Source organism: Streptomyces nodosus (assembly GCF_008704995.1).
In the GTDB taxonomy this organism is placed as follows: Bacteria; Actinomycetota; Actinomycetes; order Streptomycetales; family Streptomycetaceae; genus Streptomyces; species Streptomyces nodosus.
Genome location: NZ_CP023747.1, coordinates 3284778 through 3308170, shown reverse-complemented (window position 1 = coordinate 3308170; position 23393 = coordinate 3284778). Strand labels below are relative to the sequence as shown.

Annotated in this window: 19 protein-coding genes and 1 tRNA gene; 12 read left to right on the top strand and 8 right to left on the bottom strand. The window is 71.5% G+C overall.

Features of this window, described 5'->3' with window-relative positions; all coding sequences use genetic code 11:
* Positions 1-161: 161 nt before the first annotated feature.
* The 4 genes from CP978_RS14900 to CP978_RS14885 form a co-directional block, all read right to left on the bottom strand.
* Entirely contained in the window at positions 162-995 is an 834-nt protein-coding gene (locus tag CP978_RS14900) for an S-methyl-5'-thioadenosine phosphorylase (protein ID WP_043448654.1), read from the bottom strand.
* A gap of 94 nt (positions 996-1089) precedes the next feature.
* A complete protein-coding gene (locus tag CP978_RS14895; protein WP_079162150.1) occupies positions 1090-1407 on the bottom strand; it encodes an FmdB family zinc ribbon protein in 318 nt (105 codons plus the stop codon).
* Positions 1408-1474: 67 nt separating this feature from the next.
* Positions 1475-2746 carry an MFS transporter gene (locus CP978_RS14890; RefSeq protein ID WP_150478226.1) on the bottom strand — a complete coding sequence of 424 codons (1272 nt, stop codon included), beginning with the start codon at positions 2744-2746 and terminating at the stop codon, positions 1475-1477.
* Positions 2747-3164: 418 nt separating this feature from the next.
* Positions 3165-4736 carry a potassium/proton antiporter gene (locus tag CP978_RS14885; protein ID WP_376697933.1) on the bottom strand — a complete coding sequence of 524 codons (1572 nt, stop codon included), beginning with the start codon at positions 4734-4736 and terminating at the stop codon, positions 3165-3167.
* A 216-nt stretch (positions 4737-4952) separates the two neighbouring features.
* On the opposite strand from CP978_RS14885, the gene CP978_RS14880 reads away from it, so the two are divergent.
* Positions 4953-7817 carry a penicillin acylase family protein gene (locus CP978_RS14880; protein WP_043441109.1) on the top strand — a complete coding sequence of 955 codons (2865 nt, stop codon included), beginning with the start codon at positions 4953-4955 and terminating at the stop codon, positions 7815-7817.
* An 84-nt stretch (positions 7818-7901) separates the two neighbouring features.
* Here CP978_RS14880 and CP978_RS14875 read toward each other — a convergent pair whose 3' ends face one another.
* A complete protein-coding gene (locus CP978_RS14875; protein WP_052454130.1) occupies positions 7902-8507 on the bottom strand; it encodes a 5-formyltetrahydrofolate cyclo-ligase in 606 nt (201 codons plus the stop codon).
* A 102-nt stretch (positions 8508-8609) separates the two neighbouring features.
* Between CP978_RS14875 and galU the strand changes: the two genes are divergently transcribed.
* The 7 genes from galU (at position 8610) to CP978_RS14840 (ending at position 14402) form a co-directional block, all read left to right on the top strand.
* Entirely contained in the window at positions 8610-9512 is a 903-nt protein-coding gene (gene galU / locus CP978_RS14870; protein WP_043441105.1) for a UTP--glucose-1-phosphate uridylyltransferase GalU, read from the top strand.
* 5 nt (positions 9513-9517) lie between these two features.
* A complete protein-coding gene (gene glp, locus CP978_RS14865; RefSeq protein WP_043441103.1) occupies positions 9518-10837 on the top strand; it encodes a molybdotransferase-like divisome protein Glp in 1320 nt (439 codons plus the stop codon).
* 190 nt (positions 10838-11027) lie between these two features.
* A complete protein-coding gene (moaC, locus tag CP978_RS14860) occupies positions 11028-11507 on the top strand; it encodes a cyclic pyranopterin monophosphate synthase MoaC (RefSeq protein WP_043441101.1) in 480 nt (159 codons plus the stop codon).
* Positions 11504-12103, top strand: coding sequence for a MogA/MoaB family molybdenum cofactor biosynthesis protein (locus tag CP978_RS14855; protein ID WP_079162149.1), 600 nt, complete (start codon positions 11504-11506; stop codon positions 12101-12103). Before moaC ends, CP978_RS14855 begins: the two co-directional genes overlap by 4 nt.
* Before the next feature lie 23 nt (positions 12104-12126).
* Entirely contained in the window at positions 12127-12792 is a 666-nt protein-coding gene (locus CP978_RS14850; protein WP_227745629.1) for a GNAT family N-acetyltransferase, read from the top strand.
* Between the two features lie 173 nt (positions 12793-12965).
* Complete coding sequence (gene sepX, locus CP978_RS14845; RefSeq protein WP_150478225.1) at positions 12966-14243, top strand: divisome protein SepX/GlpR; 1278 nt, start codon at positions 12966-12968, stop codon at positions 14241-14243.
* 85 nt (positions 14244-14328) lie between these two features.
* Positions 14329-14402 (top strand) — tRNA-Ala (locus CP978_RS14840).
* Positions 14403-14552: 150 nt separating this feature from the next.
* Here CP978_RS14840 and CP978_RS14835 read toward each other — a convergent pair.
* On the bottom strand, positions 14553-15029 hold the full coding sequence (locus CP978_RS14835; RefSeq protein ID WP_043441091.1) for a GNAT family N-acetyltransferase: 477 nt from the start codon (positions 15027-15029) through the stop codon (positions 14553-14555).
* Positions 15030-15097: 68 nt separating this feature from the next.
* Between CP978_RS14835 and xth the strand changes: the two genes are divergently transcribed.
* Positions 15098-15901: an exodeoxyribonuclease III gene (xth, locus tag CP978_RS14830; protein ID WP_043441089.1), complete on the top strand. Its 804-nt coding sequence runs from the start codon at positions 15098-15100 to the stop codon at positions 15899-15901.
* Positions 15902-15929: 28 nt separating this feature from the next.
* Here the strand turns inward: xth and CP978_RS14825 are convergent, their stop codons facing one another.
* Complete coding sequence (locus tag CP978_RS14825; RefSeq protein WP_202469817.1) at positions 15930-16559, bottom strand: MerR family transcriptional regulator; 630 nt, start codon at positions 16557-16559, stop codon at positions 15930-15932.
* Positions 16560-16742: 183 nt separating this feature from the next.
* On the opposite strand from CP978_RS14825, the gene CP978_RS14820 reads away from it, so the two are divergent.
* From CP978_RS14820 to CP978_RS14810, 3 genes are all read left to right on the top strand, one after another.
* Positions 16743-18278 carry a flavin-containing monooxygenase gene (locus tag CP978_RS14820; protein WP_052454128.1) on the top strand — a complete coding sequence of 512 codons (1536 nt, stop codon included), beginning with the start codon at positions 16743-16745 and terminating at the stop codon, positions 18276-18278.
* The gene (locus tag CP978_RS14815) at positions 18275-19180 is read left to right on the top strand and encodes an SDR family oxidoreductase (RefSeq protein ID WP_052454127.1); all 906 of its coding nucleotides are present in this window, start codon (positions 18275-18277) and stop codon (positions 19178-19180) included. The genes CP978_RS14820 and CP978_RS14815 overlap by 4 nt, the downstream gene beginning before the upstream one ends.
* 69 nt (positions 19181-19249) lie before the next feature.
* Entirely contained in the window at positions 19250-19486 is a 237-nt protein-coding gene (locus tag CP978_RS14810) for a hypothetical protein (protein ID WP_311775017.1), read from the top strand.
* Between the two features lie 107 nt (positions 19487-19593).
* Here the strand turns inward: CP978_RS14810 and CP978_RS35630 are convergent, their stop codons facing one another.
* Positions 19594-23256, bottom strand: coding sequence for a S41 family peptidase (locus CP978_RS35630; protein WP_227745375.1), 3663 nt, complete (start codon positions 23254-23256; stop codon positions 19594-19596).
* Between the last annotated feature and the right edge of the window lie 137 nt (positions 23257-23393).

Sequence of the window (23393 nt, the reverse complement as noted above, 5' to 3'; positions counted from 1 at the left end):
CGGCGGATCCCACCGACGCCCGTGGACGACCGGGCGGTTGTGGACAACACACTCACCCGAAGTGGACGTTCCGCACGCCCACGCCCACGCCTACGCTCACGTCGACGCCCACGCCCGTGGTCAAGACGCCCGCGTCGACGGTCACGGCAACCGCAGCGGTGTCACGGCAGTGCGAAGCCCGGATCCATCCCGCCCAGGGCCGTGGCGCACAGACAGTCCCGGGCCTCGTTCTCCGGCAGGGCCGCCACCGTGTCGAACAGCACCCCGCGCATCCGGTCCACATTGGCCGCGAACACCGTCAGCACCTCGTCATGGGAGACCCCCTCGCCGGTCGCGGCGCCCGCGTCCAGGTCTGTGACCAGGGTCAACGACGTGTAGCAGAGCTCCAGTTCACGGGCGAGCGCGGCCTCGGGGTGGCCGGTCATGCCCACCACGGACCAGCCCTGGGCCCGGTGCCACAGCGATTCGGCGCGGGTGGAGAACCGCGGCCCCTCGACCACGACCAGCGTGCCGCCGTCCACCGGCTCCCAGTCCCGGCCGCGCGCCGCCCGCAGCGCCGCCGCGCGGCCGGCGGGGCAGTACGGATCGGCGAGGGACACATGCACCACGTTGGGCACGGTGCTGTCGGGCAACGGCAGCCCGTCGAAGTACGTCCCCGTGCGGGACTTCGTACGGTCCACCAGCTGGTCGGGGACCAGCAGCGTCCCGGGACCGTGCTCGGGGCGCAGTCCGCCCACCGCGCAGGGACCGAGCACCTGCCGCACCCCGACGGAGCGCAGCGCCCACAGATTGGCGCGGTAGTTGATCCGGTGCGGCGGCAGATGATGGCCGCGGCCGTGACGGGGGAGGAAGGCGACCTTCCGGCCGGAGATCTCACCGAGGAAGAGGGAGTCGCTGGGGGCCCCGTACGGGGTGTCGACCTGTACCTCGGTCACGTCGTCGAGGAAGGAGTAGAACCCCGATCCGCCGATGACGCCTATCGCTGCGTTCGCCATGGCGAGCACAGTAGCGGGTCCGGGCGCGGCGGCAGGTTCCGGAGAACCCGAGAACCCCGCCGTCCTGCGACGGCGGGGTCCGGTCGGTGCACGGCTATGCGGCGGAGCTGGAGGCCCCGGTGCCCGTCGACGACGAACCGGAGCCCGAGGAGGAGCTGGACGCCGAGGACGACGTGGACGAGGCGGAGGACGAGCTCGACGGCTTCGACGAGGCCGGGCTGCTGCTCGACGAGGAGCCTCGGCTGTCGTTGCGGTAGAAGCCGGAGCCCTTGAAGACGATGCCGACGGCGGAGAACACCTTCTTCAGGCGGCCACCGCAGCTGGGGCACTCGGTCAGGGCGTCGTCGGTGAACTTCTGCACCGCCTCGAGGCCCTCGCCGCACTCGGTGCACTGGTACTGGTACGTCGGCACTGAACTCCTCCTGGCACTCTCACTCGATGAGTGCTAACGACCATCAATAGTGACGTATTCCTCGGCGTCAGTCCACTGTGAACGGCGTGCGGTGACCGACGCCACGCGCCACGACGCGGCCCGGAGGCCGTGCCGTCAGCCGTGACCGAAGGGACACCAGGGTCACCAGGGCCAGCACCGTACCGGCCATCGGGACCAGGAATCCGGCGCCGTCCCACAGCCGGTCCTCCAGTTGTCCCGCGACCGTGACCGCGGCCGCCTGGCCGAGCGCGACGGCGCCGGTCAGCCAGGTGAAGGCCTCGGTGCGGGCACCCGCCGGGACCAGTCCCTCGACCAGGGTGTAGCCGGTGATCAGACTGGGGGCGATGCACATGCCCACCAGAAGGCCGAGCCCGGCCAGGACGACCACGGAGTGCGCGGTCCACAGACCGGCGGCGGCGAGCGCGAGGGCCGTGTAGCCGACGACGAGGCGGCGCTGCGGTGCGGCCTTCCAGGCGATGGCACCGCATACGACGCCGGACAGCATGTTGCCGGCGGCGAAGACTCCGTAGAGCACGCCGTTGATGCCGGGCTCGCCGATCGACTCGCTGAACGCGGCGAGCGAGACCTGCATACCGCCGAAGACGGAGCCGATGCCCAGGAAGACCGCGATCAGCACCCGCACCCCGGGGATGTGCAGCGCGGAAATGTGCTCCACCTGGCGCTGCGCCGCGGTGGCGGGCTGCGGCTGGGTGCTCTTCTGCGCCGCGAACAGCAGACCGCCGACCAGGGTCAGCGTGGCCTCCGCGAGCAGGCCCGCGGCCGGTGCGACGGCGGTGCACAGGGCCGTGGCCAGCAGCGGGCCGAGGACGAAGGTCAGCTCGTCGGTGACGGACTCGAAGGCCGCCGCCGTCGGCATCAGGGGTGAGTCCTTGAGCTTCACGCCCCAGCGGGCGCGCACCATGGGGCCGATCTGCGGCACCGAGGCGCCGGTGGGGACGGCCGCCGCGAACAGGACCCACAGGGGTGCGTGGGCCAGCGCCAGAGCGGTCAGGGACACGCCCGCGAGGGCATGCACCAGGACGCCGGGGAGCAGGACCGCCCGCTGGCCGTGACGGTCGGCGAGCCGGCCGCTGTAGGGGGCGAACAGTGCCATGGAGACGCCGGTGACCGCGGCGACGGCGCCCGCGGCTCCGTACGATCCGGTCGTGTGCTGCACCAGCAGCACGATGGAGAGGGTGAGCATCGCGAACGGCTGGCGTGCCGCGAAGCCGGGGAGCAGGAATGTCCAGGCGCCACGGGTGCGCAGCAGCTGCCCGTAGCCCGGACGGGACGACGTCGAGGTGACCGTGGATGCCACGGCCCGGCCTTTCTGCCGCCTGGTAGCGCGGTCCCCGGGTGGGCACAGGCGCCGAGAGCTGTCCTCTTGCGCGGACTGCGGTAGATACCGGCTCCCGTCGCGGGGGGCGTTCCGGCCGCCATACGGTCGCGCCAGCTCTGCGTCAGGCAGAGTTGGTTCGATCAGTGCGTCTCGATTGTACAGAGGTGCGGTACGGGGCGTCGGTGAAACGGTGCCGCACGGGGGACCTCCGGGGCACCACCGGCCCCACCCGGTGGTGACCACGGTGGCCCGGCCGGGCCGGGCCACCGGGCCCGGAAGCCGGGCCCGGGGGGCCTGCCCCAGAACCCCGGAACCCGCAGCCCCAGAACCCCGGAACCCGGATCCCCGGAACCCGGATCCCCGGAACCCGGATCCCCGGAACCCGGACCCCTGCCCGTCACCGCCCCGCCGCGCCGTTCCCCGTCATGCCCAGCCAGCCGGCCAGCTTGCCGCCCTGGCCCACCGCCCGCAGACGTCTCTCCGCCGCGTCGCGCACCTCGTCCGTGGCCACCACCAGGAGTTCGTCACCGCGCCGCAGGACCGTCGACGGCAGCGGTACGAAGGACGTCCCTTCCCGGACGACCAGGGTGACCGCGGAGCCGGCCGGCAGCCGCAGCTCGTTGATCTCGACGCCGTGCATCCGCGAGCCCCCGGGGATGGCGACGGACAGCAGATGCCCGCGCAGCCGTTCCAGCGGCGCCGATTCGATGCCGAGGTCGGAGGCTCCGGGTCCCCTGCCCAGCCCCAGCAGACGGGCCAGCCAGGGCAGCGTCGGCCCCTGGAACAGGGTGTAGACGGCGACCAGGACGAAGACGATGTTGAAGATCCGGCGGCTGGCGTCGACGCCGTTCACCATCGGGATGGTCGCCAGGATGATAGGCACCGCACCGCGCAGCCCGGCCCAGGACATCAGCGTCTGCTCCTGCCACGGCAACCGGAACGGCGCCAGGCTCACCAGCACGCTCAGCGGTCGCGCCACCATGGTCAGCACCAGGCCGATGACCAGGGCGGGCAGGATGTCGTCCAGCAGGTCGTGCGGGGTCACCAGCAGCCCGAGCAGGACGAACATGCCGATCTGGGCGATCCAGCCGAGCCCCTCGGCGAAGCCGCGCGTGGCGGGCCAGTGCGGCAGCTTCGCATTGCCGAGGATCATCGCCGCCAGATACACGGCGAGGAAGCCGCTGCCGTGGGCCAGCGCGCCGAGCGCGTACGCCGTGATCGCGATGGCCATGACGGCGATCGGATAGAGGCCGGAGGCGGGCAGCGCCACACGCCGCAGCCCCCAGGCGCCCAGCCAGCCCACCGCGAGCCCGATCGCGGCGCCGATGGCCAGTTCCGCGACTATCTCCAGCAGCAGCGTGTACCAGTGCTCCACCGGTCCGGCTGTGGAGAAGGCGACGACAAGGATGACCACCGGGGCGTCGTTGAAGCCGGACTCGGCCTCCAGGACGCCCGTCACCCGGGCGGGGAGCGGGATCTTCCGCAGCACCGAGAAGACCGCCGCCGCGTCGGTCGACGACACCACCGCCCCGACGATGAGCGCCTGGCGCCAGTCGAGGCCGCTCAGATAGTGCGCGCCGGCCGCCGTGACGCCGACACTCACCGCGACGCCGAACAGCGCCATGGAGGTGGCCGCCGGGAGGACCGGCTTGATCTGTTTCCACTGGGTGCCGAGACCGCCCTCGGCCAGGATCACGACCAGGGCCGCGTATCCGATGACCTGGGTCAGTTCGGCGTCGCCGAAGCGGACGCCGCCGATCCCGTCCTGGCCCATGGCGATGCCGATGCCCAGATAGATGAGCAGGCTGGGGAGCCCGCTGCGCGAGGAGATCCGGACCGCCGCCACCGCGATGAGCAGAACGAGCGAGCAGACGAGCAGGAGTTGGTTGAGGTGGTGGACAGTCAGCGGCCGTTCCCTTCTCGCCGATCCGGGGCGCCGCGATGCGAACGCCTCGATCCGAGCACGCAAAGCCGGCGTTGTCGCCGACTTCCGTGCGGATACTTCGTTACCTTACCTAACTCTTGACGTTTTCTTGACGCGCCAGGCCGCATGATCGAACCCCAGTCCGGTCTGGATCCCCGACTCCGCGTCAAGGCGGACGGGGCCCTGCGCCTATGGTTGCTCCAGCGCTCAGTAGTAAGCACAGCCCGCCCTGCCGCTCGTGTTAGGACAGCAAGGACAGCGATGCCCCCCAACACCAACGCCTCTTCCGGCCAGCAGCCCGGCAAGTCCGGCAGGAAGAAAGGGCGCAGAGCCCGTCTGCTCGTGATGGTCGTGGCTCTGGCTCTCGTGGGAGGTGTTGGTTACGGCGGCTACTGGTCCGTCAGCACCGTGCGCGCCTCCTTCCCGCAGACCAAGGGGGAGACCACCCTCGACGGTCTGTCCGGCCCCGTGGACGTCAGACGCGACGCCTACGGCATCCCGCAGATCTACGCCTCGTCCGACGAGGACCTCTTCATGGCGCAGGGCTATGTCCAGGCGCAGGACCGGTTCTACGAGATGGACGTGCGTCGCCATATGACGTCCGGGCGCCTGTCCGAGATGTTCGGCAAGGGCCAGGTCAAGAACGACGAATTCCTGCGCACCCTCGGCTGGGACCGGGTGGCGCAGAAGGAGTACGACAGCAAGCTGTCGGCCGCCACCAAGAAGTACCTCCAGGCGTACGCCAAGGGAGTCAACGCCTATCTGAAGGGCAAGGACGGCAGGTCCATCTCCCTGGAGTACGCGGCGCTGGGCCTGACCAACGACTACAAGCCCGAGACCTGGACCCCGGTCGACTCGGTCGCCTGGCTCAAGGCGATGGCCTGGGACCTGCGCGGCAATATGCAGGACGAGATCGACCGCTCCCTGATGACCAGCCGCCTCGGCCCGAAGCAGATCGCGGACCTCTACCCCGAGTACGAGTACGGCAAGAAGAAGCCGATCGTCCAGGAGGGCCAGTACAACGAGCTCGCCAGGGTGTTCGAGCAGACCGGCTCGACGGGCTCGACGGGTTCGACGGACACGGGTACGGAGGGCAGCGGCTCGGCGCTCGGGACCGGGACGGCCGACGCCACCGGCACGGCCACCGGCACCGGTGACATGTCCGGGACGACCGGCGCCGCCGGCGGGACCGACGCGACCGGGGCCTCCACCGCCGACTCCTCGGCCCTGGAGAGCCAGCTGACCGGCCTCTACAACGTCCTGGACGACGTCCCGACCGCCGTCGGCGTGAACGGCAACGGCATCGGCTCCAACTCCTGGGTCGTCTCCGGCGCACACACCATCACCGGAAAGCCGCTGCTGGCGAACGACCCGCATCTGTCGGCCTCGCTGCCGTCCGTCTGGTACCAGATGGGCCTGCACTGCACCGAGGTCTCGGCCAAGTGCAAGTACGACGTGACCGGTTACACCTTCGCCGGGATGCCCGGTGTGATCATCGGCCACAACCAGAACATCGCCTGGGGCATGACGAACTCCGGCGTGGACGTCACCGATCTCTTCCTGGAGAAGATCTCCGGGAACGGCTACCTCTACGACGGCAAGGTGCGTCCGTTCAAGACCCGCACCGAGACGATCAAGATCGCCGGCGGCGGCTCCAAGAAGATCGTCGTGCGGGAGACCAACAACGGTCCCCTGCTCTCCGACCGCGACGGCGAACTCGTCAAGGTCGGCAAGAAGGCCACGGTCGACACCGCGGCCCCCGACCGCGGCGACGGCTACGGCATCGCGCTGCGCTGGACCGCCCTGGACCCCGGCACCACCATGGACGCCGTCTTCGAGATCGACAAGGCCTCGAACTGGACGGAGTTCCGCAAGGCGGCCCGGTCCTTCGAGGTGCCCTCGCAGAACCTGGTCTACGCCGACACCAAGAACCACATCGGCTACCAGTTGCCCGGCAGGATCCCGGTGCGCGGCCAGGGCGGCGACGGCTCGCTCCCGGCGCCGGGCTGGGACTCCAAGTACGGCTGGACCGGCGAGTACATCCCGCAGGACGCGCTGCCCTACGAGTACGACCCCAAGCGCGGCTACATCGTCACCGCCAACCAGGCGGTGATAGACAAGGCGAAGTACCCCTACACCCTGACCGCGGACTGGGGTTACGGCTCGCGCAGCCAGCGGATCGACGACCTGATCGAGGCGAAGATCAAGGGCGGCGGCAAGATCTCGACCGACGACATGCGGCAGATGCAGCTCGACAACAGCAGCGAGATCGCCCGGATGCTGGTGCCCAAGCTGCTGAAGCTCGACATCGCGGACAAGCACGTCCGTGAGGCGCAGAAGCTGCTGGAGGGCTGGAACGGCACCCAGGACGCCGACTCGGCGGCGGCCGCGTACTTCAACGCCGTCTGGCGCAACATCCTCAAGCTGGCCTTCGGCAACAAGCTGCCCAAGGAGCTGAGGGTCAAGGGCCAGTGCCTGTGGGTCGAGCCGGCCGACACCACCGGTCCCGCCGACGCGGACCAGAAGGTGCGCGAGTGCGGTCAGCGCGACGCCGACCAGGCGCAGCCGGACGGCGGCGACCGCTGGTTCCAGGTGGTGGGCAACATCATCGACGACCCGAAGAACGACTGGTGGCAGACGCCCAAGACCCGCAACCGGCCGGCCGCCACCAACCGCGACGAGCTGTTCGCGCGCGCCATGGAGGACGCTCGCTGGGAGCTGACCGCGAAGCTCGGCAAGGACATCGACACCTGGAGCTGGGGCCGGCTGCACCGGCTGTTCCTGAAGAACCAGACCCTGGGCACCAGCGGCCCCGGCATACTGCAGTACATGCTCAACCGCGGTCCCTGGAAGCTCGACGGCGGTGAGGCGGCCGTGAACGCCACCGGCTGGAACGCGGCGGGCGGTTACGGCGTCGTCTGGGTGCCGTCGATGCGGATGGTGGTCAACCTGGACGACCTGGACAAGTCCAAGTGGATCAACCTCTCCGGCGCCTCGGGACACGCCTACAGCGCCCACTACACGGACCAGACGGACAAGTGGGCCGAGGGCAAGCTGCTGGCGTGGCACTTCTCCAAGGACGCGGTCGACCAGAACACGACCGACACCCTGGTACTCAAGCCCTGACGGACACCGCCCCGCCATGAGACCGGCCCTCCACGCACGCGTGGAGGGCCGGTTCGCGTACGGGGCACGGGCCCGCGCCGGGGCTCAGCGGAAGCGGCGCACGCCCGAGGGGGTCACCACCGCGTGCACGGGGCGGTCGTGCGGCTCCTCGGGGACGCGCCCGACGACCTCCGCGTCGTACAGGAGCACCACCAGCGCGGGGTCGGCGCCGACCCGCTCCAGACGCGCCAGCACACGGTCGTAGGAGCCCCCGCCGCGCCCCAGCCGCATACCGCGCGCGTCGACCGCCAGACCGGGCAGCAGCACGGCGTCGGCCCCGGTGACGGCCTCCGGGGCCAGGTGCTCGCCCAGGGGCTCCAGAAGGGTCATCCGCCCGCCGCGCCGGACGGGGGCGAGGCCCTCGGGCCCGGTGTAGACCCCCCAGTCGAGGTCGTTGTCCGGCAGCAGCACCGGCAGCAGGACGCGTACGCCCCGCGCGCGCAACGCGTCCAGGAGCGCGAGGGTGCCGGGTTCGCTCCCCACGGAGACATAGGCGGCCACCGTCCGCGCATGCGCCAACTCGGGCAGTTCCAGGGCCCGCTCGGCGAGCGCGGCCGATGTCGCGCGGATGTCATCCGCGGTCAACCTGTTTCTCACCGAGAGGAGCTCGCGCCGCAACGTTTCCTTGTCAGCATCCGTCTCATATCCCATGGGGACCACAGGTCACCGCCCGCCTTTCGCAATACGCTCATAGTGCCGCGAATTAACCGGAGACGCAGATTCCGCCCATGAGCACCCGATAAGGTTACGGACATGACTGAGTCGCATCCCAGGATCACCAAGGCTGTCATTCCCGCGGCGGGCCTCGGCACCCGGTTCCTGCCGGCCACCAAGGCCACTCCCAAGGAGATGCTGCCGGTCGTCGACAAGCCCGCGATCCAGTACGTGGTCGAGGAGGCGGTGGCCGCGGGGCTCGACGACGTCCTGATGATCACCGGCCGCAACAAGCGACCTCTCGAGGACCACTTCGACCGCAACTACGAGCTCGAGTCGGCCCTGGAGAAGAAGGGCGACGGCGGGCGGCTCGCCAAGGTCCGGGAGTCCAGCGACCTCGCCACCATGCACTACGTCCGCCAGGGCGACCCCAGGGGACTCGGGCACGCCGTGCTGTGCGCCGCCCCGCACGTCGGGCACGAGCCCTTCGCCGTCCTCCTCGGCGACGACCTGATCGACCCGCGCGACCCCCTGCTGGCCCGCATGGTCGAGGTCCAGGAACAGCGCGGCGGCAGCGTCGTCGCCCTCATGGAGGTCGCACCGGAGCAGATCCACCTCTATGGATGCGCGGCCGTCGAGCCCACCGAGGAGGGCGACGTCGTCAAGGTGACCGGCCTCGTCGAGAAGCCGGAGCCGGCGGACGCCCCGTCGAACTACGCGGTCATCGGCCGTTATGTCCTCGACCCGAACATCTTCGGCATCCTGCGCACCACCGAGCCGGGCCGCGGCGGCGAGATCCAGCTCACCGACGCCCTTCAGCAGCTCGCCGAGGACGAGAAGGTCGGCGGCCCGGTGCACGGCGTCGTCTTCCGGGGCCGCCGCTACGACACCGGCGACCGTGGCGACTATCTGCGTGCCATTGTCAGACTCGCATGCGAACGTGAGGACCTGGGCCCGGACTTCCGGGCCTGGCTCCGCAGTTACGTAGCCGAGGAGATGTAGCGATCTTGAGTGACGCCGCGACCGACACCGGCCAGGACCGTCTCTGGTCGGTGGACGAGCACCTGGAGGACATCCTCACCACCGTCCGCCCCCTGGAGCCCATCGAGCTGCAACTGCTCGACGCCCAGGGCTGTGTGCTGGTCGACGACATCACCGTGCCGGTCTCCCTGCCGCCGTTCGACAACAGCTCGATGGACGGCTACGCGGTGCGGGTCACGGATGTCGCGGGCGCGAGCGAGGAGTTCCCGGCCGTCCTCACGGTGGTCGGGGACGTCGCGGCGGGATCGGCGGACCGGCTCCGGGTGGGGCCGGGACAGGCCGCCCGCATCATGACCGGCGCTCCGCTGCCGCCGGGCGCCGAGGCCGTGGTCCCCGTGGAGTGGACCGACGGCGGGCTGGGCGGCGGCCCCGTCACCGGGATGCGGGCCCGGAGCCTGGCCCCCGAGGACGCCGGCGGGCAGGTGCGGGTGCACCGGGCGGCCGAGGCGCGCGCGCATGTGCGGGCCAGGGGCAGCGATGTGAAGGCCGGGGAGCTCGCCCTGGAGGCGGGCACGGTCCTCGGGCCGACGCAGATCGCGCTGCTCGCCGCGATCGGCCGAGGCACGGTCCGGGTGCGTCCGCGCCCGCGTGTGGTCGTGGTCTCCACCGGCAGCGAACTGGCCCAGCCCGACGAGGAGTTGCGGGCCGGCCAGATCTATGACTCCAACAGCTTCGCGCTCACCGCGGCCGCCCGGGACGCGGGAGCCATCGCCTACCGGGTCGGCGCGGTCGCCGACGACGCGGACACCCTCCGCTCCACCGTCGAGGACCAGCTCGTCCGCGCCGATCTGATGGTCACCACCGGAGGGGTGAGCGTGGGGGCCTACGACGTGGTCAAGGAGGCCCTCTCCTTCGTGGGCGACGAGGACGAGGCGGGCGCCGGTGTGGAGTTCCGCAGGCTCGCCATGCAGCCCGGCAAGCCCCAGGGCTTCGGCTCCGTCGGCCCCGACCACACCCCGTTGCTCGCACTCCCGGGCAACCCGGTCTCCTCGTACGTCTCCTTCGAGCTCTTCGTGCGCCCCGTGATCCGGGCGCTGATGGGCCTGGAGGAGGTGCACCGGCCCCGGACCAGGGCCGTCCTGCACACCGACAAGGCGCTGACCTCGCCCGCGGGACGGCGGCAGTTCCTGCGCGGAAAGTACGCCGACGGCACCGTGACGCCGGTCGGCGGCGCCGGATCCCACCTGGTCGCGGCCCTCGCCCAGGCCGACGCGCTGATCGTCGTCCCCGAGGACGACACCTCGGTCGAGCCGGACACCGAGCTCGAGGTGATCCTCCTCGGCTGACCACCCCGGCCGTCCCCGCCCGGCGGCCGGCGGACGCCGGTGCGGTGGGGCGATCGGGCGTCCGGGGCCCGTGCAGACGGGTGGGCGGGTCCGAGGAGTGGACCTCGCCCGGCTGGTCACGTCGAGTTGGCGGTACCGTGTCGCGCACGAAAGGCCCGCGCCGGGCCGGGACCGGGAGCGCCGCACGCACATGAGTACGCAGGACCGACTGACCCACCTCGACGACGCCGGGGCAGCCCGCATGGTCGACGTCTCCGGGAAGGACGTCACCGCGCGCAGCGCCCGCGCCCGCGGTCGCGTGCTGGTCTCGCCGCGCGTGATCGAACTGCTGCGCGGTGCGGGCATGCCCAAGGGCGACGCTCTCGCCACCGCGCGGATCGCGGGCATCATGGGCGCCAAGCGGACGCCGGACCTGATCCCCCTGTGTCATCCGCTCGCCCTGTCGGGCGTGACCGTGGACCTGGCGGTCGCGGACGACGCCGTGGAGATCACGGCCACCGTGCGCACCACCGACCGCACCGGCGTCGAGATGGAGGCGCTCACCGCGGTCAGCGTCGCCGCGCTGACCCTGATCGACATGGTCAAGGCGGTCGACAAGGGCGCGGTGATCACGGACGTGCGGGTGGAGGAGAAGACGGGCGGCGCCTCGGGCGACTGGAGCCGGTCATGACGGCACCGGCCGACCCGCCGATCGGCGGTGCCCTCTCGGCGCCCTACTCGGCCCTGGTGGTGACCGCTTCCCACCGCGCGGCGGCGGGGGTGTACCAGGACCGGGGCGGCCCTTTGATCGTGGAGGCGCTCCTCCGGTGCGGTTTCGCGGTCGACGGACCCCTGGTGGTCCCGGACGGGGACCCCGTGGAGAACGCGCTGCGCACCGGCTCCCGGGCCGGTTACGACGTGATCGTGACGACCGGCGGCACCGGGCTCTCGCCCACCGACCGCACCCCCGAGGCGACCCGGGCGGTGATCGACCTCGAGGTTCCGGGCATTCCCGAGGCCATCAGGGCGTTCGGACAGAGGAAGGTGCCGACGGCGGCGCTCTCCCGGGGACTCGCCGGAGTCGCGGGGGGAACGCTGATCGTCAACCTGCCGGGGTCCACCGGCGGGGTGAAGGACGGACTGGCCGTCCTGGAACCCCTGTTGGTGCACGCCGTGGACCAGATCCGCGGCGGTGACCACCCCGGGTCCGGCACGGGCGGATCCCCGGCCGGCGAGGACCGCGGCAGACCGAGTGACCGCACCGGAGCGCATGGGGGTGCGAGCTGAACAGCCCATCCTGGCCCGTCGAGCTGGTGGACGGCGATGTCGTCCTCCGGCCGATAAGGCTGCGCGACCAGCGGGCCTGGCGCGAGGTCAACAGACGCAACCGGGACTGGCTGCGGCCCTGGGAGGCGACCATTCCGCCGCCCACGCCGAGCGGCCCGATAACGCACCGGCCGACCTACCGCCAGATGGTCAGGCATCTGCGCGGCGAGGCCAACGCGGGCCGGATGCTGCCCTTTGTCATCGAGTACCAGGGGCAGCTCGTCGGACAGCTGACGGTGGCCGGGATCACCTGGGGATCCATGTGCTCGGGCCACATCGGGTACTGGGTGGACCAGGCGGTCGCGGGCCGCGGGGTGATGCCCACGGCAGTGGCGCTCGTCGTGGACCACTGCTTCCGGACCGTCGGGCTGCACCGCATCGAGGTCTGTATTCGCCCGGAGAACGGGCCCAGCCGCCGGGTCGTGGAGAAACTCGGATTCCGCGAGGAGGGGCTGCGGCCGCGTTATCTGCACATCGACGGGGCCTGGCGCGACCATCTGGTCTTCGCGCTCACCGCCGAGGAGCTGCCCGAGGGGCTGCTGGCCCGCTGGCACCGGATCCGCGCGCGGCGGTCGGGTGCGCAGGGCCCGAGCGAGCACGCACCGGGCCCGGGAGGCGCCCCGGGCAAGCCGGCGCACCCGGGGAAATAAAAAATATGTTCGAATTTGATCGGCCCGCGATCGTCTCGGCTCATTGAATTTGCGGCTTGATCGGCCTGTTGATCGCATCCGTCCCAAAAAAAGTTCGAAATATCAGCCAGATCGTGCGACACACCGGCCCAATTGGCGGATGGCCTCGGGCAAACCCCTCTACGGTGTGAGGCGTGAGCAGCAGCGGCCTCATCTACGCAGTCATCGTCGGGGCCTGGGCCGCCTACTTGGTGCCGATGTGGCTCCGTAGGCAGGACGAGCTGAACGAGTCTCGTCCGACGGAACGCTTCAGCACCGCCATCCGGCTGCTGTCCGGACGGGCGGGGATGGAGCGCCGGTACGCCAAGGACCTGCTGGCGCGCTCCACCGAGGAGGGGGAGCCCCGCGCCGAACCGGCCGGAGTCACCGACTCGGTGGACGTCCGGGCCTTCGCCGCGCCCCCGAACGGGCGCCAGGTGCGGGTCCGGGTGGAGCCGGAGGAACCCGCCCGGCATGAGCCGGCGGCCCCCGGGGCGTCCCGGCCCGGCACCCAGAACGCGTCCCCGGACGTCGTGCCGCACCGCGTCGCCAAGAGCGCGCACGGCCCGGAGCAGCCGAAGGGCGCCCGCCCCGCGGCGGCCCCGGGGGTGCCCCGGGCCCGGCAGGCGGCCTCGGCGGAGGCCCAGGCGCGCGCCCGGCGTTCCAGGGTCCTCGCGCGCCGGCGGCGTACCACCGTGGTGCTCTTCCTGGCGTTCACGCTGGGCGCGATCGTGGCCGCGGTCGGCGGGCTCGCCTTCCTGTGGGCGCCGGGGGTGCCCGCGGTGCTGCTCAGCGCGTACATCGCCTATCTGCGGACGCAGGAGCGCAAGCGGTTCACCTACACGATGGACCGTCAGAGGGCCGAGGCCGCGGCGCGGCGGCTGCATGAGCGGCAGCCGAGGCGGCGGACGCCGGCGGAGTCCGACACGGACGAACCGGAGGACGGCCCCGAACCGGAGACCGACCCCGGACTGTCCGCGCTCGCGGCCGACCGCCGGGCGCTGGTGGAGCAGACCGATCACGCGGAGTGGGTGGACCAGCAGCGCGAACGGCAGCGCAGGCCGGGGCAGGGCGAGAGCTGGGACCCGGTTCCGGTGCCGCTGCCCACCTATGTGACCGCTCCGGTCGCCCCGCGGGCGACGCCGAGCGTGGACCTCGGGGCACCGGACGCCTGGAGCTCCGCCCGGTCGAGCACGGTGGGGGCGGCGGCGCTCATGCCGGGCGCACCGTCCGCCGACACCGCGCCGGACTCCGGGGACCCCGAGGGCTTCGAGGAGGCCGGGGCCCGGGCGGAGCCGCGCACCCCGCCCGCGGACGACGGCCGCAGCGACGCCCGGCGGGCCGCCTCCGCCAGGCGCTCCCGGGGACGGGGCCGTACCCCGCTGTTCGACCAGTACGAGGACGGGGAACGCCCCCGGGCCGCCAACGAGTAGGCCCGCCCTCCCGTCTGGTGGTTGACCAGCGAGGAACGGATTTCCGGGCCGGCCGCCGGGGATGCTAGAGTTTCACTCGTTGCAAGGGCCTGTGGCGCAGTCCGGTAGCGCACCTCGTTCGCATCGAGGGGGCCAGGGGTTCAAATCCCCTCAGGTCCACGCAACACAGAGGGTCTCGAAGTCGATTCGAGGCCCTCTGTGGCATGTCCGCGCAGGCCCGTTCCGTGAACCCGGTCTCAACTCTCCGTGCGAGCGGCAGAGTTCACGTATACGGGCAGCGTCCGGGGCCGGGCGGGACCGGCCCGGCCGTCACAGCTGCTTGGCGTAGCAGAGGCTGGTCTCGTAGAGGCGGTAGTAGCCGAACTTGGCGCACGGCTCATAGCCGCTGGAGGCGTAGAGGGCCACCGCCTCCGGCTGCTTGGTGCCCGTCTCCAGGACCATGCGGGTGCGGCCGGCCGCGCGGGCGTCCTCCTCCAGTGCGGCCAGGATGCGGCGTGCCAGACCGCGGCCGCGCAGCTCCTCGATCACATACATCCGCTTGAGCTCGGCGTCCCCGTCCAGATAGCCCTCGTCGTTGAGGTTCTGGGTGCGCCAGCCGCCCGTGGCGACGGGGCGGTCCTGGTCGTCGTAGGCGATCAGATACAGACCGACGGGCGGCTTGAACATCTCCGGGGCCAGATAGGTGGCGTCGCCCTCGTCGCCGTAGCGCACGCTGTACTCGGCCTGAACCTGGTCGTTGAGCTTGAGGGCGTCGGGGTGGTCGAAGGGGACGCGGCGAATATTCATGCTAGTCATCGTACTTCTATGCATATTCGGGGACGGGGACTCCACCAGTGTGCCGGTAGGGTTCCCGGATGCTCACAGTGACCTCCGTGAATGTGAATGGGATCCGCGCCGCGGCCAGGAAGGGCTTCGCCGAGTGGCTGGACGGGACCTCGGCCGATGTGCTGTGCCTCCAGGAGGTGCGGGCCGAGCCCGGGCAGATCCCGGCGCAGGTCAGGGAGCCCGAGGGCTGGCACGTCGTCCATGCGCCCGCCGCCGCCAAGGGGCGCGCCGGGGTGTCGCTCTACACCCGGCGCGAGCCCGACCGGGTGCGGGTCGGCTTCGGTTCGGCCGAGTTCGACGACAGCGGGCGGTATGTCGAGGCGGATCTGCCCGGGGTCACCGTCGCCAGCCTGTATCTGCCCTCCGGTGAGGTCGGCACCGAGCGCCAGGACGAGAAGGTCCGCTTCATGACCGAGTTCCTCGGTCATCTCAAGGACCTCAGGGAGCGGGCCGCCGCCGACGGCCGTGAGGTACTGGTGTGCGGCGACTGGAACATCGCCCACCGTGAGGCGGATCTGAAGAACTGGCGCGGCAACCAGAAGAACTCGGGCTTCCTGCCCGAGGAGCGGGAGTGGCTGAGCCGGGTCCTCGACGTCGAGGACGGCGGATATGTCGATGTGGTGCGGGCGCTGCACCCGGATGCCGAGGGGCCGTACAGCTGGTGGTCCTACCGCGGGCGTGCCTTCGACAATGACACGGGGTGGCGGATCGATCTGGCCGTCGCGACACCGGGGCTGGCGGGGCGGGCCGTCAAGGCGGTGGTGGAGCGGGCCGTCACCCATGCCGAACGCTGGTCGGACCATGCGCCGGTGACGGTGACCTTCGCGATGTAGCGGGGCGGCCGTCGGGCGAGGAGGGCGGTCACTCCTGTCCGTCCCGGCTCAGCCGCCGGTCCAGGGCCAGGGACAGCTCCGCCTCCACCACGCTCTTCGCCAGCGGGCGCAGCCGCCGGGTGTCCTCCGGGGTGCGTCGGTGCGCGGCCGTCAGTTCCGCGAAGGTGTCCGCCAGGGCCTCGGCGTGCTCCCGCACCCGGCGGCCGGCGGACAGGACCTCCGCGAGCGGTATGCCCTCACGGACCAGGGCCGCCGAGACATCCAGCAGACGGCGGCTGATATGGACGATCTCACCGCCGTCCGTGCCGAGATAGCCGAGGTCGAGGGCGGCCGCCAGGTTCTCGGGGGTGGCCTCGGCGCCGAACACATCGGCCAGGGCCTCGGGGGTGAGACGGACCGGGGTCTCCTCGGTGGGCGCGCCGAGGCCGAGCAGATCGCCCACATCGCGCCCGTGGTCGAAGGCCTCGGCCAGCTCCGCGATGCCGTTCAGGGTGTGACCGCGCTCCAGCAGCGCCGATATCGTGCGCAGCCGGGCCAGATGGGTGTCGTCGTACCAGGCGATACGGCCCTCGCGGCGCGGCGGCTGGATCAGTTTGCGCTCACGGTAGAAACGCAGGGTGCGTACCGTGATGCCGGCCGCCTCGGCCAGCTCGTCCATGCGGTACTCGCGCCGCCGCCCGTGCTCTGCCACCCCCGCACCCTACGTCGTACCCGGGGTAACTTTCCTTGTCACGCCCCCTACCCATCGGTACGCGGCTGTCCTACGCTCCCATTGCGCCAGTGTTCACTGGCGGCGTCGCGCAGGCGTGGGAGGGGTGTCGGGGTGGGCGGACACGGACAGATGCCTCATGTACGGGTGGCGGTGGTCGGCTCCGGCTTCGGCGGTCTCGGGGCCGCCGTGCGACTGCGCCGCGAGGGAGTGACCGACTTCGTCGTCCTGGAGCGCGCCGGCAGCGTCGGCGGCACCTGGCGTGACAACAGCTACCCGGGGTGCGCCTGCGATGTGCCCTCCCATCTGTACTCCTTCTCCTTCGCACCCCACCCCGACTGGCCCCGCACCTTCTCCGGGCAGGAACACATCCGCGCCTATCTGGAGCATGTGACGGATGTCTTCGGGCTGCGTCCGCACCTCCGCCTCGGCTCCGAGGTGACGCTGATGCGATGGGACGGGGAGCGGCTGCGCTGGGAGATCGAGACCAGTGGCGGGGGCCTCACCGCGGACATCGTCGTCTCCGCCACCGGACCGCTCTCCGAACCCAGGGTCCCGGAGATCCCGGGGCTGGACTCCTTCCCCGGCAAGGTCTTCCACTCCGCCCGCTGGGACCACGACTACGACCTGCGGGGAAAACGGGTCGCCGTGGTCGGCACCGGCGCCTCCGCCATCCAGATCGTGCCGTCGATCCAGCCCGATGTCGCGAGGCTCACCCTCTTCCAGCGCACCCCGCCCTGGGTGATGCCGCGTGTCGACCGCGCCATCGGCGGCCTGGAGCGCGGGCTGCACCGCGCGCTGCCCTTCACCGCCCGGCTGCGGCGCGGACTGCTGTGGGGCATCAGGGAGTTGCAGGTCCAGGCGTTCACCAGGCATCCCGAGGAGCTCGGGTTCGTGGAGCGGCTGGCCGAGCGCAACATGGCCCGCGCGATCAAGGACCCGGAGCTGCGCGCCCGGCTCACCCCCGACTACCGCATCGGCTGCAAGCGGATCCTGCTGTCCAGCACCTACTACCCGGCCCTGGCCCAGCCCAATGTGGATGTGGTCTCCAGCGGCCTCGCCGAGGTGCGCGGATCGACCGCCGTCGCCGCCGACGGCACCGAGGCGGAGGTCGACGCGATCGTCTTCGGCACCGGCTTCCATGTCACGGACATGCCGATCGCCGAGCGGGTCGTCGGCGCGGACGGCCGGACCCTCGCCGAGGCGTGGAAGAACGGGATGGGGGCGCTGCGGGGCGCCTCCGTCTCCGGGTTCCCCAACTGGATGACGATCATCGGGCCCAACACCGGGCTGGGGAACTCCTCGATGATCCTGATGATCGAGTCCCAGCTGAACTATCTGGCGGACTTTCTGCGGCAGTCGGCGACGCTCGGCGGCCGGGTCGCGCTGGACGCCCGGCAGGGTGCCGTGGACGCCTGGAACCACACGGTGCAGGAGCGCATGAAGCGCACGGTGTGGAACACGGGCGGCTGCACCAGCTGGTATCTCGACGCCGAGGGCCGCAACACCACCGTCTGGCCCGGCACCACGACGGAGTTCCGCAACGCCACACGGCGCGTGGACCTGGCCGAGTACCAGGTGCTCCGGGCCCCCGCGCCGACCGCGGCGGGGCCGGGTGCGCCGGTGCCCCGCCCATGGGTGGACACAGGGATCGAGGAGGGTGCATGAGCAAGGTGAGTCTGGAGGGGAAGGTCGCGGTCGTCACCGGCGCCGCGCGCGGGGTCGGCGAACTGCTGGCCCGCAAGCTGTCGGCGCGCGGCGCCGAGGTCGCCCTCGTCGGCCTGGAGGCGGAGGAACTCGCCCGGGTCTCCGAGCAGTTGTACGGGGTCAGTGCCCACTGGTGCGCCGATGTCACCGACCACGAGACCATGACGAAGGTCGCGCGGCAGGTCACGGAGCGGTTCGGGAAGGTCGACATCGTGGTCGCCAACGCCGGTGTGGCGAACGGCGGTCCGTTCGCCGACTCCGACCCCGAGGCATGGCGGCGGGTGATCGAGGTCAATCTGGTCGGCTCGGCGGTGACCGCGCGGGCCTTCCTTCCGGCGCTGATCGAGAGCCGTGGCTATCTGCTCCAGATCGCCTCGCTCGCGGCGATCACACCGGCGCCGATGATGACGGCGTACTGCGCCTCCAAATCGGGCGTGGAGGCGTACGCACACTGTCTGCGCGCCGAGGTCGCACACCGGGGCGTACGGGTCGGGGTCGGCTATCTGTCCTGGACCGACACGGACATGGTGCGGGGCGCCGACCGGGACGCGGCGATGCGGGAGCTGCGGCAGCGGCTGCCGTGGCCGGCCGGCAAGACCTATCCGCCGGGTCCCGCGGTGGACCGGCTGGTCGCCGGGATCGAGCGGCGGTCGAGCCATGTCTACGGGCAGGGCTGGCTGCGCGGACTCCAGGCGGTACGCGGACATCTGCCGGGGATCGTCGCGACCGTGGGACAGCGGGAGATGCGCAGATTCGAGCCGCGGCTCAAGGGAGTGAGCACGGGCCTGGTGGGGGCCGGGGGAGAGGCCGACGAGCTGCGGCGCCTACCCTGCACACGCTCCGTGACTGATCGAAATGCGTAGTGTGTCCGGGCGTGTCAGTCTGGTCGAGCCCGATCCCCTCACCCAGTACGGGAGTGAACCCTCATGGGCATGAAGGACCAGTTCCAGGAAAAGTCCGAGCAGATGAAGCAGCAGGCCAAGCGCAAGGCCGAGCAGGGCAAGCAGCAGGGCCAGCAGGGCCAGCAGCAGGGCCAGCAGGGTCAGCAGCGTGGCCGGGGGTCCCAGCAGTCCCAGCAGAACCCGCAGCAGGGCCGCCAGGCGCAGGAGGACACGCAGCGGATGCGGGACGAGGCGGAGGACCGCTTCAACCAGGACTACGACGCCTAGTTCGTGGTCGTGCTCGGCCTTGGCCGGGACAGCGGGGTGCTCTCTCGAGAGCACCCCGTTCGCACGTCCGTCCAGCGCCGGTGCGACGAGCGCCGGTACGGCGGAGGTCAACCCGTCGCTCTCGGGGGCAGTTTGGGGCGGGTCCGGTCCGGGATGTCGCGGTGGTCCGGGGGAGTGGCCGGAGGGTTGGTGCGGAGCAGCTCCAGGGCCAGCTCGACCGCGTCGTCGAGTTGCTTGTGACGGCCCTCGGCCCAGTCCAGCGGGGTGCGCAGGATCTCCAGATCCGGTTCCACGCCCCGGTTCTCGACCGACCAGCCGTACTCCGTGAACCATGCCGCGTTCATCGGGACCGTGATCACCGTGCCGTCGCCGAGCCGATGGCGGCCCGTCATGCCGACCACACCGCCCCACGTCCGCGAGCCCACCACGGGGCCGAGCTCCAGCAGTCTGATCGCCGCCGTGATCATGTCGCCGTCCGAGGAGGTCGCCTCGTCGGCCAGCGCCACGATCGGCCCCCGGGGGGCGTTGGAGGTGTACGACACCGGCTGGGCGTCGCGGGTCAGATCCCAGCCCAGGATCGTGCGCGTCAGCTTCTCGATGACCAGTTCGCTGATGTTGCCGCCCGCGTTGCCGCGCACATCCACGATCAGGGCCGGCCGCGAGACCTCCATCCTGAGGTCCCGGTTGAACTGCGCCCAGCCCGATCCCCCCATGTCCGGGATGTGTAGATAGCCGCAGCGACCGCCGCTCAACTCCCGTACGAGCGCGCGGCGTTTGGCCACCCAGTCCTGGTAGCGCAGGGGGCGCTCGTCGATCAGCGGGACCACGGCCACCCGGCGGGGCCCGCCCTCCCCGTCCGCGGAGGTGAAGGTCAGTTCCGTGGTCGTGCCGCCCGCCGCGGCCAGCAGCGGGTAGGGCCCCGTCACCGGGTCCACCGGCCGTCCGTCCACATGGGTCAGGACGGCGCCCTCCCGGATGCCCGTGCCCGCCAGGGGCGAGCGCGCCTTGGAGTCCGAGGACTCGCCCGGCAGGATCCGTCGCACCGTCCAGCCTCCCTCACGGCGTACGAAGTTGGCGCCCAGCAGGCCCTGGTGGCGCTGGTAGTGGGCCGGGCCCTCGTTGCGCCGGGCCGGTGACACATAGGCGTGGGAGGTGCCCAGCTCGCCCAGCACCTCGCGCAGCAGATCCGCGAACTCGTCCGGCGAGGCGACCCGTTCGAGCAGCGGACGGTACTGCTCCAGGACCGCGTCCCAGTCGATCCCGCACATCCCGGGGTCCCAGAAGTACGCCCGGATCAGCCGTCCCGCCTCCGCGTACGCCTGCCGCCACTCCGCCGGGGGGTCCACCTCGTGCATGATCCGGCGGGTGTCGATCCAGACCGTGGTGTCCAGGTCGCCGGTCTCGGTGGACGGCACCGCCCGCAGATCGCCCTCGTCCACGACCACCAGCCGGGTGCCGTCCCCGCTGATCGCGAACCAGTCCAGATGGCCGACCAGTTCGGACTTCTTCGCCTTGCTGATGCTGAAGTGCTCCAGGGTGGGCCGGCCGGAGGTGTCGTCCGGATTCACAAAGGTCTCGCCGAGCGCGCCCGAGATCGGCCAGCGCAGCCATACCAGGCCGCCGCCCGCGACCGGGCGCAGCTCCGAGTACTTGGAGGCCGGGACCGGGAACGGCGTGACCCGGTTCTCCAGCCCCTCCACCTCGACGGTCACCACCCCGTCGCCCTCCTCTTCCTCCTCCAGCGGGTCGAGGCCGCCGGCCGCCGGCCGTCCCTCCGGGTTCAGCGCGAAGGGGGAGGGGGTGGCCGAGGACAGCGGGACCAGATAGGGACGGCAGCCGAGCGGGAACGACAGATCGCCGGTGTGCACGTCGTACACCGGGTCGAAGCCGCGCCAGGACAGGAACGCCAGATAGCGTCCGTCGCGGGTGAACACCGGGTTCTCGTCCTCGAAGCGGCCGTTGGTGACGTCGAGAATCAACCGGTCCTTGATCCGGGCCATCTTGATCTGCCGCAGCGTCCGTCCGATCCCCGGGTGCGACCAGGTCAGCCAGGCCCCGTCCGGGGAGAACGCCAGATCCCGCACCGGCCCGTTGACCGAGCGGACCAACTCGGTGACCTCGGCGCCGCCCGGCTCCCCCGGCGTCGCGGTCTCCCGCGGCCCCTCGGCGTCCGCCGTCCCGGTCTGCGCGGGCCCCGCGTCCTGCCGCGGCCCCTCGCCCGCGCCCGGCTGCCGGGACTCCCGCGGTTCCTCGGCTGTGCCCGGTGCGCTTGGCTCCCGAGCCCCCTCGGTCATGCCTGGTGTCTGGTGCTTCTGCTGCTCCTGGGTCGGGCCTGGTGTCTGGGGCTCCTGCTGCTCCCGGGTCCTGCCCGTTTCCCGTGGCTCTTGCGATCCTTCGGCCGTGCCCGGCTGCCGGGGCTCCGGTGGATCCTCTGGCGTGCCCGGACCCTGGGGCTCCGGCGGATCCCCCGGCGTGCCCGGACCCTGGGGCTCCGGTGGTTCGTCCGGTCCCGCGGTGGTCTCGGGCTCCTCGGAGACCGTGATCAGCAGCAGCCGTCCGTCGTGGGACGCGATGGCGAGCCGCTCGCCCTCCGGGTCCGCCACCATCTCCAGCACGCGGCCCAGCCGGCCGGACGCCAGCCGGCGCGGTGCGCGGTCGCCCGAGGCCCGAGGCAGATAGGCGATCTCGATCGCGTCGTCGCCCTCCGCGTCGGTGACATAGGCGACCTGTCCGCCCAGGCCCATCATCTCCGGCAGCCGTACCCGTACCCCGGGGGTGTCCGTGACCGTACGGGCGGGGCCGTCCCGGTGGGTGAGCCAGTGCAGGCTGCCGCGCACCACCACGGCACTGGCCCGGCCGGTCTCGTCGACGGAGATCCCGTCCACATGCCGGGCGGCCGGCACCTGGTAGCCGCGGCGCCCCGCGCGGGGGCCGCCCAGGCGTATGTCGAGGCGGCGCGGGATCGAGTCGGGGGAGAGGTCGTCGACGATCCACAGGTCACCCGCGCACTGGTACACCACCCGGGAGCCGTCGCTGGCGGCATGGCGGGCGTAGAAGGCGTCATGGTCGGTGTGGCGGCGCAGATCGGTCCCGTCGTGAGCGCATGAGTAGAGGTTGCCGACGCCCTCGTGGTCGGAGAGGAACGCGATCCGTCCGCCGACGAACATCGGGGAGTCGAGATGGCCGTCGAGGCCCGCGAGCAACTGCCGGCCGTTCAGCCAGAGCCGGCCCGTGGCGCCGCCCCGGTAGCGCTTCCAGGAGGCCGGCTCATGGGGCGGGGTGCCGGTGAGCAGCAGGACCGCGCGCTCGCCGGCGACATCGGTGACCGCGATGTCCGAGACGGGGCCCCAGGGGAGCTTGGCGCCGGGGTCGCCGTCGGTGGGGACCTGGTAGGCCCAGGTCAGATAGGAGAACGGCTCGCCGTGCGAGGCGACGGCGAGGATGTCGCCCTCCGGGGTCCACCCGCACACCCGGGTGTCGGCGCTCCCCCAGTAGGTGAGCCGTCGGCCGGGACCGCCGTCCACCCGGGTCAGATGGATCTCCGGGACGAAGCTGCGCCAGCTGGTGTACGCGACGAGGCGGCCGTCGGGCGAGAAACGGGGATGGCCGATCTTGGTGCGGTCCACGGTGAGCCGGAAGGCGCGGCCGGACCCGTCCACCCGGGCCACCCACAGGTCGTCCTCGGCGGCGAAGCACAGGCGGTCGCCGTGCAGATGAGGGAAGCGGAGGTAGCCGGGTGCGTTCTCGAACACGTCGCTCGCATCGCTCACCTACCCATGCTTTTCCGCGGGGCGGGCCGGGGCAACTCGTGGGCGGGGAGCACGCCGGATGGTTCCCCGGACGACCGTGATTCAGAGCACGTACGAAACCGTTTCGTTTCGCTATGGGGGCGGGGTATGGTGGACCT